Source organism: Phytobacter massiliensis JC163, assembly GCF_000321045.1.
In the GTDB taxonomy this organism is placed as follows: Bacteria; Pseudomonadota; Gammaproteobacteria; order Enterobacterales; family Enterobacteriaceae; genus Phytobacter_A; species Phytobacter_A massiliensis.
Window position 1 is genome coordinate 654,161 of the sequence record NZ_HE578945.1, and the last position, 21,865, is coordinate 676,025.

Below are 21,865 nucleotides of genomic sequence, written 5' to 3' on the forward strand. Positions count from 1 at the left end.
CATTTTGTGAGTATTATCATTCCTGGTTCTTTCCCGGCGCGACGACTGCGCCGTTCCCGCACCCATTCTTTCAGTCGCCGTCTGGTCGCTGAACATCAGCTGACCGTAAACGACCTGATTTTACCTGTATTCATTATTGAGGGGCAAAACGTGCGACAGGAAGTGCCGTCGATGCCGGGTGTATTTCGTCTGTCGGTTGATATGCTGGTTCATGATGCCGCTCAATTTGTCCAGGCAGGTATACCTGCTATTGCACTATTTCCGTGTATCGAAAGTTCTGATAAGTCGCTGATGGCAGACGCTTCATGGGATCCATCTGGCTTAGTTCCGCGAGCTATAAGGGCGCTTAAAAATGATTTTCCTGAACTTGGGGTGATAACTGACGTTGCTCTTGACGCCTATACGTCACATGGTCAGGACGGCATCATTGACGAACATGGATATGTACTTAATGAGCCGACAAAAGAAATTCTGACCAGACAGGCGCTTACGCACGCCGAAGCGGGTGCGGATATTGTCGCGCCAAGCGACATGATGGACGGCCGCATCGGGCATATCAGACAGGCATTTGAAACGAATGGACTGCTTAATATCCAGATCATGGCATATTCAGCGAAATACGCGTCAAACTATTACGGTCCTTTTCGCGAAGCCACTCAATCTGCCATGGCGCTGGGCAAGCGGGACAAAAAGAATTATCAGATGGACCCGGCGAATGCGATGGAAGCGTTGCATGAAATTGCCCAGGATTTGCAGGAGGGAGCTGATATGGTGATGGTTAAGCCGGGCATGCCTTACCTGGATATTATCAGGGAAGCCAGGAAAACTTTTGCAGTACCAGTCTTTGCCTATCAGGTTTCAGGGGAATATACGATGCATATGGCCGCTTTCCGAAATGGTTGGCTCGACGAAGAGAAAACGGTGCTTGAATCACTTATATGCTTCAAACGCGCCGGGGCGGACGGCATATTGACTTACTTTGCGAGCTCGGTAGCCCAGTGGCTAAATCAACATAAACGGGAATATTGATTTCCTGTTTACAAAATTCTTTAGTCGCTAAGCAGGAGCACCGCTGAGAGCAAACGTCATAATCAGCGAGTATTTCTATACTTTAATTCTTATCTTTATTGCGAATTCTGACGAATCGTTTGTATCAGCCCAATAATCTGGAGGAAGCAGTTATGGTCGAAACCAGTAAACAGGACCGTATGCCTTATCTACTTTTCCTGTGTGAAAACCGCATTCTTGCACAGAATATCGATGGTCATGTCATTGATCTTGGTGGATTAACCAAACAAAATGGCACCATTAACTGGCTTCTGGATGGCAATAAGGAAAAGAGGGAAAATCTCAAAACAGAAATCGAAGCGCTGGAGGATATTGCCAATAAGATAGATTTTCTTTTTCTTGATGGTCAGTTTACCAGCCTTCCTGATATATCGGCTGAATATAAAGATAAGCTTACATCAGCTCCTTCAATGGAGATCGTATTGAATGAACCTGGCGATAAACCATAAGAAAGCCCAACGTCAGGAAGTTGATAAAAAGGAGGAAAGGCATGTCGGTCAAAAAAATAGCAGTCATTGGTGCTGGCGTACTCGGCCTGTCCGTGGCCCGCTCCCTGGCGCAACAGGGAGCAAAAGTCACTGTTTTTGAGCGTAGCCATGTGGGGGCGGGGACAAGCAGCACGACTTTTGCCTGGATTAATTCAAATGGCAAAACACCAGAAAGTTATCATCATCTCAATGCGCTGGCGATTGACGAGCATATCCGGCTACAACAGGAACGGACCACAGAAGGTCATTGGCTAAAAGCGACTGGGACTTATGAATGGGCGGCTGGTGCGCCAGAGCAAAAACGGTTAGAAGACCGGGTTAGCCGTCTTTTGGAACTGAACTATCCTGTTCAGAACCTTTCCGCAGATGAACTTAGGCGCAAAGTTCCTGAAATCCGCGTGGGATCTCATGCGGGAGATATCTGGTATTTTCCAGGTGAATGCTTACTGGTACCTTCCATTTTTATGGCATGGCTGGTGTCCGAGCTTCATGTCTATAACTCCGAATTGAAAACACAAAGCGAAGTGACAGAGTTAACTGAAGAAAAAATAGGGCAGAGATAAGCCTTGCCAATGGCGAACGTTGGCAGGGAGACAGTATAGTCATTGCGGCGGGAAGATGGTCTGCCGAACTTGCTTCGCTACTTGGGCTGCAACTGGCAATGATCGATCCGAACCAGCCAAATAAAATCGCATGTGGTTTTCTGGGCTATACGCGCCCGGTGTTAACCCAGTTACAGGCGAATTTAATCACGCCAGGGTTAAATGTCCGGCCAGAAGGAGGGGGGCGATTACTGCTTCAGTGTCCTGACCTCGACGGCTTTGCCAATCCTGCAAACCCGGCACCGGTAGATAGCTACATCGGTGAAGAAATGCACAAAAGGCTACGGAAGCTATTTAATAATATGGAAATGGCACAGCTGGAACGTATAGCTGTTGGGCAGCGTTCCCGACCGGCAGATGGACTTCCAGGACTTGGTTATATCTCTGCTAAGCGACGGATCTACCTCATGGTGACGCACAGTGGCATGACACTGGGGCCGTTGATCGGACGGCTTTGCGCGGAAGAGATTCTCCACGACAGGCGTTCTTCACTTTTGAGTGATTTCTCTCCTGAAAGATTACTTGGGAAAACGGCAAAGGATTTTCCTGCTTTTGCTACGTTACATTTCCCGGCCGCACAGTAATTTTTTCAGTCGATGTTCACCACTGAAATGAGGATCAGAAAGCTAATAAACCAGATCCTGTTCAGCGGCATTAACAAAAAGCCTGTCCAACATGGGCAGGCCTGAAGCGTTTAAGCTTGCAAAAATACGACAAGGTGTGTGATGTCAGGCTATATCTGGCCATTATAGCCTGCGTACGCATTGGTTACAGTCAGCCAGAACGCCTTCTGTAGAGGAACATCACTACCCAATAGTATCATTTTTTTATGGGTGTGTTATGTTATTTTATAACATCCAGACTCATATTCCGCATACCGAAAGATAACTGGTTGTTATGCGTTTTCTCACACTGTAGTTTCAGAGGAAGATTTAACAAGAGGTTAACATGAAAATCAGTAAGATAGTTGCATTCTCCCTGACAATGGCTTCGACTCCGGCTCTGGCATTTCAGGCGAAAGATACGACTGGTTTAGATCTTTCAGGAAAGCAGTTGCGCACAACAGAAGACAACATCATTAGTAACTTTTACAGCCAGCATAGTAGTCAGTTCCAGACGACGACCTTAGGAACCTGTGCTGCTGTGGCAGTAGCTGGATGCAATTGCCCTTTCTGTTCAATGTTGCGTAGTCAAAAGCTTTGAGAGAGTTAAATAAATATATTACTTGTATGGGCCGAAATCTGAAAAGTTTCTGATGTAATTAGTAAGAGCAGTAAATGCTGTAAAGCGAGGTTAAAAAAATGAAAGGGAATTTGATATTCATGGATGTGATTCTCAGGATAAATTCAAAAAGATTATTAAAGCCAGAAAGTAGATCTGCTATCAGCAGATCTACTGTGAAAGGCGTTGTTAGGTTTTACAAGTATTAATGAGCGTGGTCATCATCATGATGATGAGCTTCATGATCGTGATGTTCACCATGTACTTTTCCTGAACCGCCGACTGCAACAATATTAAATGGCTGCCCTTCGACACTAATTTCACTGGTCTTTTTAAAAGAAGTAGCGTCTAACACAATAATTTTACTTTTCAACGGATCGGTAACGTAAATTTTATTGTCAGCGACTGCGATTCTCGGCCGCGGATCATTCCAGTGGCCATCCATTGAATAGGGATCAGTGACACGCACTGACTGCGAAATTTCTCCTTTCAGGACATCTATTCGATTAAGCTTTCCGTCTTCTGTAAACACATAGGCGAATTTCGCGCGTACCGGGTCTACAACGAAATGGACTCGACGGGTAGGCAACTGAATCAAACGGAAGCTATCCGATTCGGTAGGGTCGACCAGAATAATCCGGTCTGGCCCATAATTACCGATAAAATATTGCATTCCCTTACCACCGATCAAGGTGGATGTGCTTCCCTCTGGCAACGTTTTCGCGTAGGGAAGGTGCCTGATAACCGGTGCCGCATTTTTTTGCGTAATCAGCAGGAGGCCAGTCTCACATGATAGGGCAAAAGTATCACCCGAGCCGGCTGAGCCGTGAAGTCCGGGGCATAAGGCATCATCACCCACTTTTTTACCTTGCAGGTCCACCACGCGAGCGCCGACAGGTCGTTTTGAAGCATCATCAGGGTTGGGAATGGATACGACAGCATAATTATCGTAAGGAACAGCAACGCCGTGATGTGGCGCAACAACATTTACTTTAGTTATATTCTTCTGACCTTTAAGAACGGCGCTTTCACCCAGGATTTGCGCGCTATCTTCCCCGTCAAACCACTGGGCAATTTTGCCCTGACGTTCAACAAAATGACCAGGTTTTTTACCCGTTAGTTCCAGCGGTAATAGTCTTGGAGCGTCAATATCAATGTCTGCATGATCTCCGTGATCATGGAAAGCAATGCCTGAAGCGATTGTGGATACTACGCCAGCACTACCCTGGATAGCGAAAATTGTGGCACCACTTTCGCTGCGAGATAAATTTGCAGGGCCTTTAACATTAAATGTTGCGAGCTTATCTCCATCCAGTGCATCAATAACATTCACAACGGGTTTATCATGATCGGCGACGAACAGACGCCATGCGGTTACGTCTTCATCTGCGAAAGCAGGCATCACAGAAAGGCCCAAAAGCAGCGTTGAGATTGAAGTAGATAATAAGCGTTTCTTCATAATGTTCTCCATCATATATAAAACTGATCGGCGGGTATTTATGGCTGGGTATTACGGCTATTGCTTGCCGCTGTCGCAATCGCCGTTACGTTATGTTCCATCATTTCCAGGTAGGTAGAAGCCGGTCCTCCTGGCTCTGACAAGGCATCTGTATAAAGCACGCCAGCCACGTTAAGGCCAGCTTCTCTGGCAATTTGTTCAACCAGACGTGGATTGGAAATATTTTCAGAAAAAACCGCGGATGCGTTATTTTCTTTAATTTTCTTAAGGATGCCGGCAACGTCAGCGGCAGAGGCCTCTGATTCGGTGGATATACCCTGAGGGGAAAGGAAATGTATACCATATGCCTGTTCAAAATATTTGAATGCATTATGGCCTACGACGACAGTACGCTTTTCCTGTGGGATCGTAGCGACAGTCTTAATAATTTTATTTTCCAGAGCCGCAAGTTTTTCATCATAAATACGGGCATTAGCCTGATAAAAATCACAATTACTTTTATCTTGTGCACAAAAGGCTCCTGCAATATTTTTCACATATATTCTGGCATTCCCTACTGATTGCCAGGCATGTGGATCAAACGGTGCAGCATGAAAGACCGCTTTACCGTCATAAAAGTGATAGTGTCCGCCGGCCGGGTCCTGGAGAATATTTGCTCCTTTTGTTGTTTCAATTACCGGTGCGGAAGTTTCACTTGCCTCGATCAACCGTGAAATAAAGCCTTCAAGTTGTAAACCATTTACAAGTATGACATCCGCTTTAGACATAGCGATCGCGTCAGCAGGAGAGGGCTCATAAACATGGGCATCGCCATTAGGGCCGACAATAGTACGCAGTTCGATGCGATCCTGACCGATGTTTTTTGCCATATCGCCAATAACAGAAAAGCTTGCTATGACATTAATTTTCGCTTTCGCCGGGAAAGTAAAAATAAAAAAGCATAGATGTCGTCAGGATGCATAAAGATATAAAACCGGGTTTTCTCATTAAATAATTTCCTCGATTTGTAGTGAAAAGATTAACGAAGTTTTTTAAGCGGATGTTTTTCACCATCATGGCCGCAGCAGAGACAAGATACATAATTCCCACAGATAATATGATTGACGGTCCTGAAGGGAGTGAAAAATGAAATGAAAATAACAAACCGCTTATACATGCAAGCATTCCTGTCAGGACAGAGGCTACGCACATTGTTGCTACACGTCTCGTCCAGAAACGAGCCGTCACAGCTGGCAAGACCATTACCCCGACAGAGAGTAAAGTGCCGAGCGCCTGAAAACCAGCGACAAGATTCAGTACCACTAGGGCCAGGAAAATAAAATGGACTGGCGATCCCAATCGTGAAACTGAGCGAAGAAATAAAGGGTCAAGGCACTCAGCAATAAGTGCGCGCCAGAATATAGAAACCAGCAGAAGTGTGAGCAGCGCGACAGAGAAAATTAACAACAGCGCTTCGTGATTGAGTGCAAGCACAGTTCCAAACAGGACATGCATAAGATCCACGCTTGAGCCTCGAAGCGATACAATGAGCACGCCGACGGCGAGTGAGATTAAATAAAAAGCCGCCATTGAAGCGTCTTCTTTTTGCACTGTTAAGCGGGAAACCGCCCCTGCAAAAATAGCGACTATCAGCCCTGCGACAAGCCCACCAATAGTCATCGGTAATATATCTAATCCGTAGAGTAAGAAGCCAAATGCAGCACCGGGCAAGATAGCATGTGACATGGCATCACCAACCAGACTCATACGGCGTAATGTTAAAAAAACGCCAACTGGGCAAGCGCTTAAACAAAGCAGAAATGAACCATAAAGCGCCCGGCGCATAAAACCGAAGCCGACAAAAGGTGCTAGAACCCATTCATGAAGCCAGCTCATGAATGTGTAGCCTCATGTTGCCCAGGTAAAGCACCTGCTGTGCCCATATTCTGTGTCGGTAGAAGTGAGGTATGGCGCAGAACTTGTTCTGTTTCGTCCCATGCCACTAATTCACCGTTTAACAAAATGGCCTGTGGAAAATGATTTCTAACCAGACCGATATCATGCATGACAGCTAAGACAGTACGTTTCTGAGCATGCCAGCGGTTTATCAGCACAAGCAAGTCATCAATAGTAGTGGCGTCAATGGCATTAAAAGGCTCATCAAGCAAGATGATGTTTGCCTGTTGAAGAATGACCCGTGCGAAGAGCGCGCGTTGAAGCTGCCCGCCGGATAATGCACTAAGCTGTCTTTTTTCAAACCCTGCTAATCCTACTGACTCCAGTGCATCAGTAAGCCGTTTACGATCCTCAATTCTGTGATGACGGAATAACCCTCTTTTAGGCCATAAACCCAGGGCAACTAAATCTGAAACAGTTGCTGGGAAAGTGCGATCCAATTCCGATATTTGTGGCAGATAGGCAATGCGCGCCTTTGGTTCTACGGTACAGGAGCCACTTAACGGAGCCAGAATCCCTGCGATACCTTTAAGCAGTGTTGACTTACCAGAACCGTTAGGGCCAATAATGGCTGTAAGGGAGCCTTTTTGTAACGTCCCGGTAATATTTTGTATCGCAGGTAAACCCTCATAACCCAGCGCCAGATTTGCAAAACGCAAAGAGTAGTCGTGCATGACATCCATTCCACATAATTAGTTACTTTTTGGAACGTTATAACATAACAATTGCAATGTAAACGTTTAATCGATTTTTTGATATGGAACGTGCATGTACGAAGCTAGGCTTAAGGTAGCGCTAAAATTGATAATCGTTTCAGCGAGTAAGAGAAAACATAAAAGGCTAAGGTTAATTCCTTCAGATAACAGCGAGATTAAATATTTGATACCTGGGGAATGTTGGGAGGATCAAGCTGTTGCCATAAAAAATGGTGCCCAAAAGGGCACCAGATGTATCAGGTACCGATTATCCCGCCATTCGATTTAGTGATAACGACTGTTGAAGAACGTGGTCGTCCGTCTGATCTTGAATCTGGCCAGTTGGAGATAGCCCGAGGGTTGCTCGGATCGGTAATGTCGTCGCCGCCTTCGCCGGGATGCTGGATATTAATAAACAGCGTACGGTTGTCCGGCGTAAAGGCGATACCGGTAATTTCACACCCGCGTGGCCCTGTCAAAAAGCGTCGATACTCATTGGTGCCGGGCAGGGTCGCCACCATCTGGTTATTTCCCATCCCTTCATACGCTTTTTTATTAATCGTACTGGAGGAGACATCGGTCTGGATCCACAGCACGCCGCGGTGATCGAAGGAGAGCCCATCAGGGCTACCGAATTCTGCCCCCTGCATGGAGCCTTTCGCTTTAGGATCGTCACTGTCAGTACGCCCGGCGAGCACCAGAATATCCCACGTAAATTTCGCTGAGGCGGGGTCTGCGCTCTCTTCGCGCCAGTGCATGATGTGGCCGAACTGGTTGTTGGCGCGCGGGTTGGCTGCGTCTACCGTGGCCTTGCCCTCTTTACCGCGATCGGAATTGTTGGTGAGCGTGCAATACACGCTGCCTTTCGCATGGGTATCAACGGCTATCCATTCCGGGCGGTCCATTTTTGTTGCGCCCACCGTATCGGCAGCAAGGCGCGTTTTGATCAGAAGATCGCCCTGATTGTCGAAACCACTGCTTTGATCAAGGCCATTTTCACCGAAGATTAGCGGCAGCCAGTCGCCGGAACCGTCGTCATTGAATCTGGCGACATAGAGCGTGCCTGACTCCAGCAACTGCATATTTGCCTTGCGATCGCCAGGGTCATATTTGTTCTCGGAGATGAATTTATAGATGTATTCAAATTTTTGATCGTCACCCATATAGACCACAACGCGATTATCCTCCGCCAGCGTCACGGCAGCACCTTCATGCTTAAAGCGACCTAATGCGGTATGTTTGCGCGGCGTGGAAGTCGGATCGTAGGGGTCAATCTCCACCACCCAGCCAAAGCGGTTCGGCTCGTTGGGCGTTTTATCGACGCTGAAACGTTCGTCAACCTCGTTCCAACGGTAGGATTTATCGCTATCGCTAATGCCGTAGCGCTTCTCCAGCACGTTAAGCGGCGCTTTTTTAACAAAAATATCCGACCAGTTCTCTTCACAGGTCAGGTACGTTCCCCACGGGGTTTGACCATTGGCGCAGTTTTGCATGGTGCCCAGTACCACTTCGCCTTGCGGATCGGAGGCGGTTTTCATCAACACCTGATGACGCGCCGGACCGCTCAGTTGCATGGGTGTATTAACGGTTATGCGACGAGCAAAGCTGGAGGGACGGACCACCTGCCAGCTCACGTTATTTTTTTTCACCTCGATAACTGATATACCCATCGCATTCTGGCCCTTACGGGCCTTATCAAGATCCCAGTTGGCGGTACCGTCTTTAAACAGCATGCCGTTATCAATGTACTCATGGTTGAGCGCCAGCAGACCGTGTGCCGGGTTCTCTTTGCCCTGCGGCAGGCTAAACCAGGCCATGCCGTCATGGTGCATACCGGCCTGCGCCGCCTGTTCGTCGGTGGTGTTGCTGGCGTCGAATTTAAATTCGGGCAGATTGCCCTTTATGCCCACAGCATCGCCCCATCGATAAAACGGACGGGCTATATAGCCTTCCGGCACGGTGACAGTGTCTGCGGTCGAAACGGGAATGCTGGTGAAACCCAGCGACACCGCTTTAGATAATGCTGAGGGATTTGTCTCCGCCGCGAAGGCGTTTTCTGGCTTGACTAGATAGGGAAAGGAGACGGCAGCGCCCGCCACCATTCCCATTTGCAGAAAGCGGCGACGGGACATAAAAGCGCTGACTACCTCAGAAAAAACGGGGTTCACGCTATGGTTACTGATTTCATCGCTGTGTTCCTTTTTAAACACCGATTTAAGGGGTCTGCTCATATCTTTTTCCTGTAATTTCCATAGATTTGCGTGGCAATACAGGACAGTTTAAAAAATATTTGTTACAAATTTATAACGTCAGAAACAGCGGAGGTTCAGGAGAAAAAGTTCACTGGCATTTTTGTATTACTGATAAATAAAGCCGTCCCCACATAAGTGGATATGGCTTCATTATATTAACCATTCAACGGTTCTCCTGAACCATCATATAAGGCGACACATATGCTTTTCTGCATATATCCAGATAGTCCGACCACCTCTGCATCATCGCCTTGCGGGCATCAAGATGCTCTGCCTTATGAATGTATGCTTGACGCACATTGTTACGTTCCTGGAGACTCATTTGGCATTCTACCACATCCTGCGTCCATAAGCCGGATTCCATCAGAGTACTGGTCTGTCAGGGGGCACAAACGAGGTTACCTGGCCGACAGGGTTTACCACTACGACCCATTGCACTACCTGATGCTGTCAGTACCTCTGCCATTTTCAAGCGAGACAGATGCCAGTCCGGCAGAGCCTTTGCTTGCTGTGTCCATTGGTTTGGATATGACAGCTGTGGCAGACCTGGTTATGGCCGTCGATCACCATGCTAGAACTGCATCAGATTCACCCGTTGGCATTGTCTCCACACCACTTGACGAGACGCTGGCAGATACGACAGCTCGTTTTTTGAAGGTATTATTTTCACCACTTGAAGCCCGGGTTCTGGGGCCGGGAATTATGCGAAAGCTGATTTTTCGTGTTCTGCTGGGTGAACAGGGCGGAGCCATACGTGCTGCGCTGGCCTGAGCGTTCCGGCTTTTCATGCGCATTTCAAAGCCGTGGCGGCGACTTCTCCCATCCAGTACATCAAGTCAGTGCGTCTTCATCAGGCGCGACTGATGATGATACGGGACAACGTTACTGCAGCAGGGGCAGCAGCGCGGGTCGGCTACGAAAGTGCGTCGCAGTTCAATCGGGAGTTCAAAAGACTGTTTGGTCGTAGCCCCGGAGAGGAGACGCGCAAAATGCGCACAGCATTCGCACTGATGGAACCTGCGCAACTCGAAGCAGCGACGTCGACACACTAATCTGCAACTGTCGGTATTCATGCGCAAACGTTCACTGCAAACCGGACTGAGATGCCAGGACGCTAACAGTTCATGCTGATATGAAGGTTATCTGAATAACCTGTGGGATTTTTGTTCGTAACAAAAATGTCAGCAACACCTGCCGGCACATCAACACCGGCAGCCAGAACCAGTATGTACCTGTACCTCTGTGAACTGCGTGGAAGACGAACGTAAAAACATCGCAAAACCTGGTGCGAAAGCGTAAAGCAGTCGTGCCATTTATATGCGCAGATTACCGGGCTAACCGTCCTGCTTTCATCACCAGGTTTTCAGGCTCCGTTCGATTTACAAACCCAGCTTGTCTTTCATTTCTTTTTCTTCAATTGCTTTGGCGATAGCGTTTCTCATCACTTTCAGGATGATCCCGCTGAACATGGCCGTTAAACCAATGGTAAAGAATGCCGTAACCGCAAGGTCAATTAACCAGAATCCTGAATGAACAAGAACGGGCCTGTAAATTGCAACACCGGCAAAAACCACCCAGTGACTGAAACAATAAAAACAACTGAACAGGTAGCCTGCCATGGCATTTTTTTTGACCATCCATTCACGCAACGGGCGAAACATTTCCTGCTGTGTGACGGTGATTGAAATGCAACTGGACATCAGTGCAATGACGAGGCAGACCCATAACTGTTCTGACACATTATCGAATGACATAAAAAATACTCTCTGTATGGATTTCATGTAATAGTATAAGATACATGAAATCGCGCCACTTATGCAACAACGAAAGTTTCATAAGCAACTTCGCAGCAAACAGGATAAAAAATGAGAAAAGACCACCGACTGTCCCGTGCATTACACGTGCTGATACATATGGATAAAATCCGCGATCCCGTTACCTCCGAAGATATAGCCTCGATGATTAATACGAATCCGGTTGTGGTCAGACGCCTTTTCCAGGGGCTCAAACAGGCGGGTATCATTCATTCTGAAAAAGGGCATGGAGGTGGCTGGACACTCCAGAAACCTCTCGGAGACATCACTCTCCTTCAGGTTTTCCACGCTATTGGCAGCACTGAACTTTTTTCAATAGGCTGGGCGACTGAGCATGACAAATGCCAGATAGAGGATGCAGTTAACAATGAAATAAGTGATACGCTTGAAGAGGCGAGACGTCTGATTACAAACCGCTTTGCTGAACTTACCCTTGATAAGCTTGTGCCGGAAGTCCTTAAACATAAATAAATTCAACAGCCGGGCATCATATAATGTCCGGTTGTTGAAAGGTCATCATAAATTTTAGTCTGAAGCCTGTTCTGTTACCGGCCGTTCCTCAGGCGCGTCCGGTAAAGTGGCCGAGTGCAGTGGTTTCCCTGATATTTGTCGGGCTAACAGGTAGAACACGGGGGTCATAAACAAGCCAAAAAGGGTGACGCCAAGCATTCCAGAGAATACCGATATCCCGATAGCCTGACGCATCTCAGCGCCTGCTCCATGCGATACCATCAGGGGGATTACACCCATGATGAAAGCCAGTGAGGTCATCAGAATAGGACGCAGCCTGAGACGGCATGCTTCCTTCACTGCGTTACAGGCAGACTTACCTGAAAGCTCAAGTTCACGGGCAAATTCAACGATAAGAATGGCATTTTTAGATGCCAGCCCGACCAGGACGATAAATCCAATTTGCGTAAAGATATTATTGTCCCCATGAGTCAGCCACACCCCGGTAAGTGCAGAAAGGATACTCATTGGGACGATCATAATGACAGCCAAAGGGAGCGTAAGGCTTTCATACTGGGCAGCCAGTACCAGGAATACCAGGAATACACAGAGTGGAAAAATCCAGACGGCACTGTTGCCTGCAAGAATTTGCTGGTAGGTCAGGTCTGTCCACTCATATTCTACGCCGGGTGGAAGTGTTTTCATCGCTATACGTTCAATCTCTTCCATCGCCTGACTTGAAGAATAGCCTGGAGCAGGAGCGCCACTGAGATCGACCGCTGTAAAACCGTTATAACGGGTAACCAGCTCAGGACCGTGTGTCGGCTCAATACGGGCTATGGCAGACAGCGGAACCATATTGCCATCGGCATTTCGGGTCTGTAGTTTCAGTATATCCTCCGGGGTCGCCCTGAACTCTGCGTCAGCCTGCATTCTTACCTGATATACACGACCTATTATATTGAAATCATTTACATAATATGAGCCAAGATAGGATTGTAATGCCTCAGTGATATCACTGATGTTCACCCCAAGTTGTTTGGCGCGATTACGGTCAATATCGACATTAATTTGTGGAAAATTATTCTGGTATGTTGAAAAAAGTGGCGTCAGCACAGGTGATTTAGCTGCTTCTGCCTGAAAGCGTCGAAGTACTTCGGCCATTCCGTCATAACCGATATTTCCTCTGTCTTCAAGCTGCAATTTGAATCCCCCCAGGGAACCCAGACCCATAACGGGTGGTGCAGGGAAAACAGCCGCAAAATCCGCGCCAGGTAGTGACTGATATCTGGCATTCAGTGAGGCGGCAACATCATCTGCGCTGATGCCAGGCCGTTGCTCAAAAGGCTTGAGCAGGACAAATGTCAGGCCGGAACCAGGACTTGTGGTGGTGCCGTTTACAGACAATCCAGCATAAGAAGATGTGGAAGATACCCCTGGCTCACTTCGTGCTATTTCATTCATTTTTTCCAGTACCCGGTCTGTTCTGGACAATGATGCGCCAGCAGGAAGCTGCACAAAACTGATAAGGTATTCTTTATCCTGAGCAGGAATAAACCCTCCAGGTACAGACCTGCCCAAGAACAGCGTAATTGCCAGCAGAATGCCATAAATCACCATAATGAGGAGTTTGCGCTGACCAAGCGCACCAACACCTTTTTCATATCGCCTTGCACTACTGTTAAACAGGCGGTTGAAAACCGTGAAGAATCGCCCACAACTACGATGCATAAAGCGTGTAAGCCAGTCGCTGCCTGAATCACGTGGCTTCAGCAGCATGGCAGAGAGAGCCGGTGAGAGCGTAAGGGAGTTAATAGCGGAGATAATCGTTGAAACTGCTATCGTCACTGCAAACTGCTGATAAAATCTTCCGGTCAGGCCACTCATAAAAGCCAGCGGAACAAATACAGCACTCAGCGTCAGCGCGATCGCAATAATGGGACTACTGACTTCCTGCATAGCTTTGCAGGCGGCATGATATGGCGTCATGCCTCTTTCAATGTTTCTTTCTACGTTTTCAACAACAACAATAGCATCATCAACGACAATGCCAATAGCCAGGACGAGGCCAAAAAGGCTCAGAGCATTGATTGAAAACCCAAAGAGGTACAGAAATGCCATTGTGCCGGTTATCGAAACGGGAACAGCCAGCAGAGGAATGATTGAGGCGCGCCAGGTCTGGAGGAAAAGAAAAACAACCAGTACCACAAGGAGTATGGCCTCAAAAAGAGTATGAAGCACAGCTTCTATACCCGCCCTGACTGATTTGGTTGGATTGTAAACTATTTGGTAATCCAGTCCTTCAGGGAACTGTTTTTTCAGATCTTTCATTGTGCGACTTACCTGTGAGGCAATTTCCAGAGCATTTGCGCCCGGAGACTCCTGTATGGCCAGCGCTACCGCAGGCTTTTTATCCAGGTAAGTACGCATGGCATAATTTTCAGCGGCCAGTTCAATGCGGGCGACATCTTTCAATAATGTCGTTCTGGTATCCTGTCGGGCATGGAGCACAATGTTGCCAAATTCTTCAGCCGTTTTAAGCCGACCGCTGGCATTAACTGACAACTGCAACGGTGTTTCTTCTGCTATAGGGGCTGCGCCAACGCTTCCCACGGGGGACTGGGCGTTTTGTTCACGGATAGCAGAGGCGACATCTGATGTAGTCAATCCGCGAGCAGCCATAGCATCAGGATTAAGCCAGATTCGCATCGCGTAACCACCCGGGCCCCATACTGATACCTGGCCAACTCCCTCAATACGCGAGAGCTGGTCTTTGATATTACGTATGGCGTAATTACTGATGTAATTATCGTTATATCTGCCATCAGGCGATATCATATGAACGGCAAGTGTGATATTCGGCGAACTTTTATTCGTTGTGACACCCAGTCGCTGGACATCTTCAGGTAACCGGGGCAGAGCCTGCGACACCCGGTTCTGCACCCATTGCTGAGCTTGATCGGGATCTGTGCCCAGTTTGAAGGTCACTGTCAGATAGAGGTTGCCATCCTCATTTGAAAGTGACTGCATATACAGCATATTCTCTACGCCGTTCACAGTTTCCTCTATTGGAGCTGCAACCGTCTGTGCAATCGTGGTGGCATTGGCTCCAGGATACTGGGCATGAACGATAACGGATGGGGGGACAACCGGTGGGTATTCCGATACCGGCAGACGAAATATGGCGATAATTCCTGCAAGAATGAACAACGCAGACAGTACTCCAGCAAAAACCGGCCTGTCGATAAAGAATTTTGATACTTTCATGATGACTTATTTCCTTCCCGGGATTTTGAAGAAGGGGATTCGTCTTTGCTGACAATGACTGTTTCTCCGGGACTGACCAACTGCGCCCCACCGGAAATAACTCTGTCACCCTTATTGAGGCCTTTTTTCACAACAATCAGTTCCCCCTGTCTGTTTCCCAGTTCGAGGGGGCGATATTCAACTTTGTCATTGCTTCCGACTACCAGAACATAGCGTCTGTCCTGGTCGGTGCGGATCAGTGTCTGGTCAATCATTACAGCTGTATAAGATTTGCTTGCCTGGAGTCTGACGCGGGCCTGTAAACCGGGAAGCAACCTTGATGATGGATTATCAAGAAGTGCGCGCATCCTGATAGTGCCGGTTTCAGTACTAAGATGATTATCCACAGAATGAAGAATGGCTTTATGTGGATAATCTTTTTCATCGGCCAGTCCTACCAGCACTTCAGGTTTGTCTTTATTTGAAAGCTTGTCGATATAATTAAGATAGGTTCGTTCATCCGCATTAAAAGCAACATACAAGGGATCAAGAGCAACAATGGATGCAAGAACTGGACTGTCAATACCGGCTGCGACCAGATTACCGACTGTCAGTTCTGCTCTGGAAATACGGCCAGTTACCGGTGCGGTGATCCGGGTATAGCTTTCGCTGAGCCTGGCGCTCTCGACCTCAGCTTCGGCAATCTCCCTGGCTGCTTTCGATTCCCGGGCGGCATTGTTCATAACGTCATAATCGCGCTGTGAGATAGCATGGGTCCCGATAAGTTTTTTACCCCGGGACAGATCCAGCAATGCCAGGTCCTGCTTCGCTTTTGCCTGCGCGTATGCTGCACGAGCCCGGGCCAGTTCAGTCTTATAAGGGGCTGGATCGATAATAAATAAAATATCGCCTTTCCTGACCAACTGACCATCCCTGAACTTAACATCCACAATCGAGCCTGTAACTTTTGAACGTACAGCGACCTCATCGGTGGCTTCCAGTTTTCCCGAGAATTCGACCCAGTCGTTTACCGTATGAACAACTGCGGACGTAGTTCGCACCGTTTTAAAGTTTGATGTCTCAAGTGCATACGCGCCGGGTATGACGCTCTGTTTTGAAAGGAACAGCCCGATGACAGCCAGTGTAACGGTTAAGCACAACATGCGACGTTTGAACGATACAGTCATAAATCATTCCAGAAATCATGTGGTTATAAAGGTAAAGTTAAGTTGTTTGTTGGCCCCTACATGTCACAGCGTTTACCTGAGTTACTTTGTGATGTGCGCGCACCATAAGACGTTGCAAACTGGCATCGGAAAGATAAACTCATGTAACTTTACAAGGGACATGAGTCAGTTTATCACATGAAACCATGAAAGTTACATGATGTTTTGCGTGTGATGTTTTCAATTCCGTTAAAGTGAATGCAATCTTTCACGAGAAAGTTGTTTTTATTTGCTATTTAATCAGTCTTGATAACAATCCGGTTTTACCGGGAGAATGAGTGGGGCTGGGAAGCAAACACAGTAATGTTCACGTCAAGTTAATAGCCGAGTACCTTCTCGCCCTAAACCAGCAGCGTGTTCGATACGTCAGGAGCTTGATCTGCATCTCTTAGAGTTTTCCTTTGTCGGCCGTTTTAAGACTATGGAATGTTCTGTAGAGAACATCCGCAAAGAGGCTATAGCCTTTTTCAAAAGCAAATACCTTACAGGAGCTATTACTCCTTCGCAGTCATGGGATTTAAACTAAAAAAACCATATCAATTGACGCCGATATGGGGTTGATTTATTACGCCAGATAGTTCATGAACTATCTGGCGTAATGCTTTATTTTCTGATAAGGAAATATGGTGGAACGTAGGCTTCACGGCATATATCCAGATAATCGGACCACCACTGCATCATCGCCTTGCGGGCTTCCAGATGTTCTGCCTTGTGAATATAAGCCATGCGCACGGTATTGCGCTCCTGATGACTCATCTGGCGTTCTACTGCGTCCTTTGACCATAAACCCGATTCCATCAGCGCACTGCATGCCATCGCCCGAAAGCCATGGCCACAGATATCCTTTTTTGTGTCGTATCCCATCACCCGCAATGCCTTGTTGACCGTGTTTTCACACATTGGCTTATACGGGTTATGGTCGCCGGGGAAGACCAGTTCATTATTACCGGTGATATCTTTAATCTGTTTCAGAATGGCGATGACATGTTCTGAGAGGGGGACGATATGCGGCATTCGCATTTTGGCCCCGCGCCCGGAATAACGCACGCCAATAATGGGTTCTCGCGTCGCGGGTATCGTCCAGACCCGGTTTGTGAAATCAATCTCTGACCAGCGGGCGAAACGCAGTTCACTGGAGCGAATGAACACATGCAGCATCAGCAGGACGGCAAGCCGGGTAAGTTCGCGGCCCTGATGATATGCCTCAATACGTTCAAGCAGTTCAGGCAGCCGCTCCAGTGGCAGGGCAGGATAGTGCCGTCTGACAGGAGGTGTGGTCACGCCGCCAAGGTTTGCTGCCGGGTTAGTATCGATTAACCCCTGATGGACCGCATGGCGCATTATGTTACTCAGGTGCTGCCGCGTGCGGGACGCAACTTCCAGCAGACCTTTTTCCTCGATCCCTTTCAGCAGGTCAATGAAATGACGGGGTTTAAGTTCTGATACAGGCAGGTTCCCGATAACCGGAAAGATGTGATTGTTCAGGCTGGCAAGCAGACGGTCAGCGGTGTTCTGCGACCATTTCCGGTTACTTTTATGCCACGCCAGCGCCACGTTTTTAAAAACTTTATCCGGTGTTCGTGAGCCACGTTCAGCAGCCCGCTGCTGTACCGGGTTGATATTCAGCGCCAGCATTTTACGGACACCTTCACGCTGCTGTCGCGCATCAGAGAGGGAGACGGCAGGATAGGCACCCAGCGCAATGCGCGATTCTTTACCGTTAATACGGTACTTGAGATACCAGTGACGTGAGCCACCCGGCTTGACCAGCAGATACAGACCGTGGGAATCGGAGACTTTAAAGGGTTTATCAGAAGGCTTGAGAGTGCGGATTTTCGCGTCGGTAAGGGACATATGGGGGTCGCTCCATTATCGAACTAACCTGACCCCAGATTTGACCACCAATTTTTCCCGATGCGGAGGGTAAAATCAAAATGCACCGGGAAGAGTTTTCACGCTAACCTGTTGAACCAACATCATATAATGATTCGCAAGGATGCATGAAAACAGCAAATTGGCTCCTCTGACTGGACTCGAACCAGTGACATACGGATTAACAGTCCGCCGTTCTACCGACTGAACTACAGAGGAATCGTGTGAACGGGGCGCATATTATCGGGCTGGCAGGGCCTTGTCAAAGCCTGTAAAAGGCATCGCATACTGTTTGCTGACTATTTCAGCAAACTGCCTGCGCCGTAGTCAGCCAGAGACAATCTGCACCGAAATGAGGCAGAAGAGTCTCTTATGGGGCAGAGGCTAAACCGTCATTTCATTAATCGTTCACCGCCTCGTTATCAGAAACTCTTATTATTCCAGCCTGTTAGCGGCGATGTTAAAAATCTTGCGAATCTGGCAAGCATATTGCAACTCCTCCGACATGATGGTTGCCAGCACTGGTGCCGCGATTCCTGACAGGAGGCAAAAAATGAACTTAAGACGCCTGAAATACTTCGTAAAAATCGTTGATATCGGCAGCCTGACCCAGGCAGCAGAAGTGTTGCATATCGCACAGCCCGCGCTGAGCCAGCAGGTTGCAACCCTGGAAGGCGAGATGGATCAGCAGCTGTTGATTCGCACCAAACGCGGCGTGACGCCTACCGAAGCGGGAAAAATCCTCTATGCTCATGCCCGCACAATCCTGCGTCAGTGCGAGCAGGCGCAGCTGGCGGTGAATAATGTTGGCCAGTGCCTGCGCGGCCAGGTCTCAATCGGGCTGGCGCCGGGGACGGCGGCATCGTCTGTAACCATGCCGCTTCTCCAGGCGGTACGCAATGAACTGCCTGAGGTGACCGTCTATCTGCATGAAAACAGCGGTACAGTACTCAATGATAAGCTGTTGAGCGGCCAGCTTGATATGGCGGTGCTTTACGAGCGCTCGCCAACCAGCGGGATCACCAGCGTGCCGCTGCTGAAAGAAGATCTTTATCTTGTCGGCACGCGGGATTGCCCGGGTCAGAGCATTGACCTGACCGCAGTAGCGGAAATGAATCTGTTTTTGCCTCGTGATTACAGCGCCGTGCGCCTGCGCGTTGACGAAGCGTTCTCACTGCGCCGTCTGACGGCGAAAATTATTGGCGAAATTGAATCGTTCGCCACGTTGACCGCGGCTATTGCCAGCGGGATGGGTGTCACCGTGCTGCCGGAATCCGCCGCGCGATCCCTGTGCAGCGCGGCAAATGGCTGGATGGCAAGGATCACCACGCCGTCAATGAGTCTGCCGCTGTCGCTGAATGTCTCTGCCCGCGGCGCGCTCTCTCCACAGGCGCAGGCGGTAAAAGAGATTCTTATGTCTCTGGTCAGCCGTCCGTCGCTGGAGAACCAGGAATTGCAGCTGGTCAGCTAGGCCATATTCCTTCCAGGAATAAGTTGCGGGTTTTTATTATTTGTTCTGCCCGGCCACAGACTTTAACAATACCGTTATGTCTGATGGCCCTGGAGGGTAGGGTGAATTTCCAGCAACTTAAAATTATCCGGGAAGCGGCGCGACGGGATTTCAATCTTACCGACGTCGCCAATATGCTTTATACCTCCCAGTCTGGGGTGAGCCGCCATATCCGCGAGCTTGAAGAGGAACTGGGGATTGAGATTTTTATCCGGCGCGGTAAACGGCTGTTAGGGATGACCGAGCCGGGAAAAGCGCTGCTGGTCATTGCCGAGCGTATTCTCAATGAGGCGAGTAATGTCCGCCGCCTCGCCGACCTTTTCACTAATGACACATCCGGCGTGCTGACCATTGCCACTACGCATACGCAGGCACGCTATAGCCTGCCGACGGTCATTAAATCATTTCGCGCACTGTTTCCGGAGGTTCGCCTGGAGTTAATTCAGGGAACGCCGCAGGAGATTGAATCCCTATTGCACAATGGCGGCGCAGATATTGGCATCGCCAGCGAACGGCTAAGTAACGACAGCGCGCTGGTGGCCTTTCCATGGTTCCGCTGGCATCACAGTTTACTGGTGCCCAAAGATCATCCGCTGCTGGATGCCTCAACGCTCACGCTCGAAGAGATAAGCCGCTGGCCGCTTATCACCTATCGACAGGGGATTACCGGGCGATCGCGCATTGATGAGGCCTTTAGCCGTAAGGGACTGGTGCCGGATATTGTACTCAGCGCGCAGGACTCTGACGTTATCAAAACCTATGTTGCGCTGGGGCTGGGGGTCGGGCTGGTGGCGGAGCAGTCGGGCGGCGAGAACGAAGAGGGGAAACTGGTGCGGCTGGATACCCGTCATCTCTTTGATGCAAACACGGTCTGGCTGGGGCTAAAGCGTGGCCAGCTGCAGCGCAATTATGTCTGGCGCTTTATTGAATTGTGCAATGCCGGGCTTTCAGTTGATGAAATTAAGCGTCAGGTTATGGAGGCAGGCGAAGAGGCGATCGATTACCAAATCTGAAAAGCAAAAAGCCCGCTAAAAGCGGGCTTCTTTAAATCTGGCTCCTCTGACTGGACTCGAACCAGTGACATACGGATTAACAGTCCGCCGTTCTACCGACTGAACTACAGAGGAATCGTGTGAACGGGGCGCATACTACTGGCCACGCTCTTTGGTGTCAATACCTAATTTAAGCCGCTGATTCAAATGGCGAATTAAAGTTCAGATTGACGCATTAATGTACGCGTTTTGCCTGCGAATCGGCAATAAAAGGCTGCGAACGCAAGCGGTTTAAAGGATCCTGACGGTAGAACTGGCAAAACCGCTGCCATAATGCCGGAAAACGTGGCGCGAACAGCTCAGGCGCGCTGAAAAAGTACTCGGATAATACCGCAAAGCACTCTGCGGGGTCGGTAGCGGCGTAGGCGTCAATGCTGGCGGCGCTTTCGCCTACCAGGTCAATCTCATCCTGAATGTTGTCCATGGCGGCGTGAAGATCGTGCTCCCAGCCTGCAACTTCACGCAGCGGAATAAAAGGAATGCCGCTGGCGCGATCGCCATTGCGCGCATCCAGCTTGTGCGCCACTTCATGAACGATCAGGTTGAAGCCGGAAGCATCAAATGAATCCTGAATATCCAGCCAGTTCAGGACGATCGGCCCCTGCTGCCAGCTTTGTCCAGACTGTACCATGCGCTGATTGTGCACCAGCCCGATATCATCTTCCCACTCATCATCCACAACAAAAGGGGCAGGGTAGATGAGCACTTCATGAAAACCGTCGAGCCATTCAAGGCCAAGCTCCAGCACCGGCAGGCAAAACAGTAAGCCGATGCGCGCATTTTTAAGCGCATCCAGTTCAAACCCCTGCAGGGCGACCAGCCTTTTTTGCTGCAAAAAACGATCGGCAAGCTGCATCAGTTTTAACTGTTCATCAGATGAAAGATTCGCTAATACAGGGATCGCCAACGCTTCTTCCCACGGGAAATCGGCATCAGGCGTTGTATCCTTTGCTTTCCAGGGCCATTTAATCATCG

Annotated in this window: 18 protein-coding genes, 2 tRNA genes and 2 pseudogenes; 9 read left to right on the forward strand and 13 right to left on the reverse strand. The window is 48.8% G+C overall.

Annotation, left to right across the window (positions count from 1 at the left end; all coding sequences use genetic code 11):
* The first annotated feature begins 6 nt into the window (after positions 1-6).
* The 4 genes and pseudogenes from hemB to ENTHG_RS23975 all read left to right on the forward strand — a co-directional run bounded on the left by hemB (position 7) and on the right by ENTHG_RS23975 (position 3,361).
* A complete protein-coding gene (gene hemB / locus ENTHG_RS03325; RefSeq protein ID WP_044173404.1) occupies positions 7-1,029 on the forward strand; it encodes a porphobilinogen synthase in 1,023 nt (340 codons plus the stop codon).
* 152 nt (positions 1,030-1,181) lie between these two features.
* The gene (locus ENTHG_RS03330; protein WP_044173406.1) at positions 1,182-1,517 is read left to right on the forward strand and encodes a hypothetical protein; all 336 of its coding nucleotides are present in this window, start codon (positions 1,182-1,184) and stop codon (positions 1,515-1,517) included.
* Positions 1,518-1,558: 41 nt separating this feature from the next.
* Positions 1,559-2,742, forward strand: a pseudogene (locus ENTHG_RS03335) (NAD(P)/FAD-dependent oxidoreductase).
* Between the two features lie 364 nt (positions 2,743-3,106).
* Complete coding sequence (locus ENTHG_RS23975; RefSeq protein WP_071825797.1) at positions 3,107-3,361, forward strand: hypothetical protein; 255 nt, start codon at positions 3,107-3,109, stop codon at positions 3,359-3,361.
* 223 nt (positions 3,362-3,584) lie between these two features.
* On the opposite strand, the gene aztD is transcribed toward ENTHG_RS23975, so the two are convergent.
* The 6 genes and pseudogenes from aztD to ENTHG_RS25945 all read right to left on the reverse strand — a co-directional run.
* Complete coding sequence (gene aztD / locus ENTHG_RS03340) at positions 3,585-4,838, reverse strand: zinc metallochaperone AztD (RefSeq protein ID WP_044173408.1); 1,254 nt, start codon at positions 4,836-4,838, stop codon at positions 3,585-3,587.
* Between the two features lie 38 nt (positions 4,839-4,876).
* Positions 4,877-5,707, reverse strand: a complete 831-nt coding sequence (aztC, locus tag ENTHG_RS03345) for a zinc ABC transporter substrate-binding protein AztC (RefSeq protein ID WP_237567446.1) — start codon at positions 5,705-5,707, stop codon at positions 4,877-4,879.
* 31 nt (positions 5,708-5,738) lie between these two features.
* On the reverse strand, positions 5,739-6,713 hold the full coding sequence (gene aztB, locus ENTHG_RS03350) for a zinc ABC transporter permease AztB (RefSeq protein ID WP_237567447.1): 975 nt from the start codon (positions 6,711-6,713) through the stop codon (positions 5,739-5,741).
* Positions 6,710-7,447: a zinc ABC transporter ATP-binding protein AztA gene (gene aztA / locus ENTHG_RS03355; RefSeq protein ID WP_044173412.1), complete on the reverse strand. Its 738-nt coding sequence runs from the start codon at positions 7,445-7,447 to the stop codon at positions 6,710-6,712. Before aztA ends, aztB begins: the two co-directional genes overlap by 4 nt.
* 278 nt (positions 7,448-7,725) lie before the next feature.
* Complete coding sequence (locus ENTHG_RS03360; protein ID WP_044173414.1) at positions 7,726-9,699, reverse strand: PhoX family protein; 1,974 nt, start codon at positions 9,697-9,699, stop codon at positions 7,726-7,728.
* 184 nt (positions 9,700-9,883) lie between these two features.
* Positions 9,884-10,093 (reverse strand): annotated as a pseudogene (locus tag ENTHG_RS25945) (integrase); the annotation flags it as partial.
* Between ENTHG_RS25945 and ENTHG_RS26385 the strand changes: the two are divergent.
* Together ENTHG_RS26385 and ENTHG_RS26390 are read left to right on the forward strand one after the other, a co-directional pair.
* Positions 10,006-10,491, forward strand: a complete 486-nt coding sequence (locus tag ENTHG_RS26385; RefSeq protein ID WP_425325292.1) for an AraC family transcriptional regulator — start codon at positions 10,006-10,008, stop codon at positions 10,489-10,491. The pseudogene ENTHG_RS25945 and the gene ENTHG_RS26385 sit on opposite strands and share 88 nt — an antisense overlap.
* 32 nt (positions 10,492-10,523) lie before the next feature.
* Positions 10,524-10,772 (forward strand): helix-turn-helix domain-containing protein, encoded by a 249-nt coding sequence (locus ENTHG_RS26390; RefSeq protein WP_235611376.1) that lies wholly within the window; start codon positions 10,524-10,526, stop codon positions 10,770-10,772.
* A 327-nt stretch (positions 10,773-11,099) separates the two neighbouring features.
* On the opposite strand, the gene ENTHG_RS03370 is transcribed toward ENTHG_RS26390, so the two are convergent.
* Complete coding sequence (locus ENTHG_RS03370; protein WP_044173415.1) at positions 11,100-11,474, reverse strand: hypothetical protein; 375 nt, start codon at positions 11,472-11,474, stop codon at positions 11,100-11,102.
* A 111-nt stretch (positions 11,475-11,585) separates the two neighbouring features.
* Here ENTHG_RS03370 and ENTHG_RS03375 point away from each other — a divergent pair, with 111 nt between their 5' ends.
* The gene (locus ENTHG_RS03375) at positions 11,586-12,005 is read left to right on the forward strand and encodes an Rrf2 family transcriptional regulator (protein WP_020078429.1); all 420 of its coding nucleotides are present in this window, start codon (positions 11,586-11,588) and stop codon (positions 12,003-12,005) included.
* A 54-nt stretch (positions 12,006-12,059) separates the two neighbouring features.
* Here the strand turns inward: ENTHG_RS03375 and ENTHG_RS03380 are convergent, their stop codons facing one another.
* The 4 genes from ENTHG_RS03380 to ENTHG_RS03395 form a co-directional block, all read right to left on the reverse strand.
* Positions 12,060-15,251 carry an efflux RND transporter permease subunit gene (locus ENTHG_RS03380; RefSeq protein ID WP_044173420.1) on the reverse strand — a complete coding sequence of 1,064 codons (3,192 nt, stop codon included), beginning with the start codon at positions 15,249-15,251 and terminating at the stop codon, positions 12,060-12,062.
* Complete coding sequence (locus ENTHG_RS03385) at positions 15,248-16,417, reverse strand: efflux RND transporter periplasmic adaptor subunit (protein WP_044173422.1); 1,170 nt, start codon at positions 16,415-16,417, stop codon at positions 15,248-15,250. Before ENTHG_RS03385 ends, ENTHG_RS03380 begins: the two co-directional genes overlap by 4 nt.
* A gap of 642 nt (positions 16,418-17,059) precedes the next feature.
* Positions 17,060-18,310, reverse strand: coding sequence for a tyrosine-type recombinase/integrase (locus tag ENTHG_RS03390; RefSeq protein ID WP_044173424.1), 1,251 nt, complete (start codon positions 18,308-18,310; stop codon positions 17,060-17,062).
* A 161-nt stretch (positions 18,311-18,471) separates the two neighbouring features.
* Positions 18,472-18,547, reverse strand: a tRNA-Asn gene (locus ENTHG_RS03395).
* A 334-nt stretch (positions 18,548-18,881) separates the two neighbouring features.
* Between ENTHG_RS03395 and nac the strand changes: the two genes are divergently transcribed.
* Positions 18,882-19,799 (forward strand): nitrogen assimilation transcriptional regulator NAC, encoded by a 918-nt coding sequence (gene nac, locus ENTHG_RS03400; protein ID WP_044173426.1) that lies wholly within the window; start codon positions 18,882-18,884, stop codon positions 19,797-19,799.
* A gap of 101 nt (positions 19,800-19,900) precedes the next feature.
* Positions 19,901-20,851 (forward strand): HTH-type transcriptional regulator Cbl, encoded by a 951-nt coding sequence (gene cbl, locus ENTHG_RS03405; protein WP_044173427.1) that lies wholly within the window; start codon positions 19,901-19,903, stop codon positions 20,849-20,851.
* A 38-nt stretch (positions 20,852-20,889) separates the two neighbouring features.
* Here the strand turns inward: cbl and ENTHG_RS03410 are convergent.
* Positions 20,890-20,965 (reverse strand) — tRNA-Asn (locus tag ENTHG_RS03410).
* A 100-nt stretch (positions 20,966-21,065) separates the two neighbouring features.
* The gene (mtfA, locus tag ENTHG_RS03415; RefSeq protein ID WP_044173429.1) at positions 21,066-21,863 is read right to left on the reverse strand and encodes a DgsA anti-repressor MtfA; all 798 of its coding nucleotides are present in this window, start codon (positions 21,861-21,863) and stop codon (positions 21,066-21,068) included.
* Between the last annotated feature and the right edge of the window lie 2 nt (positions 21,864-21,865).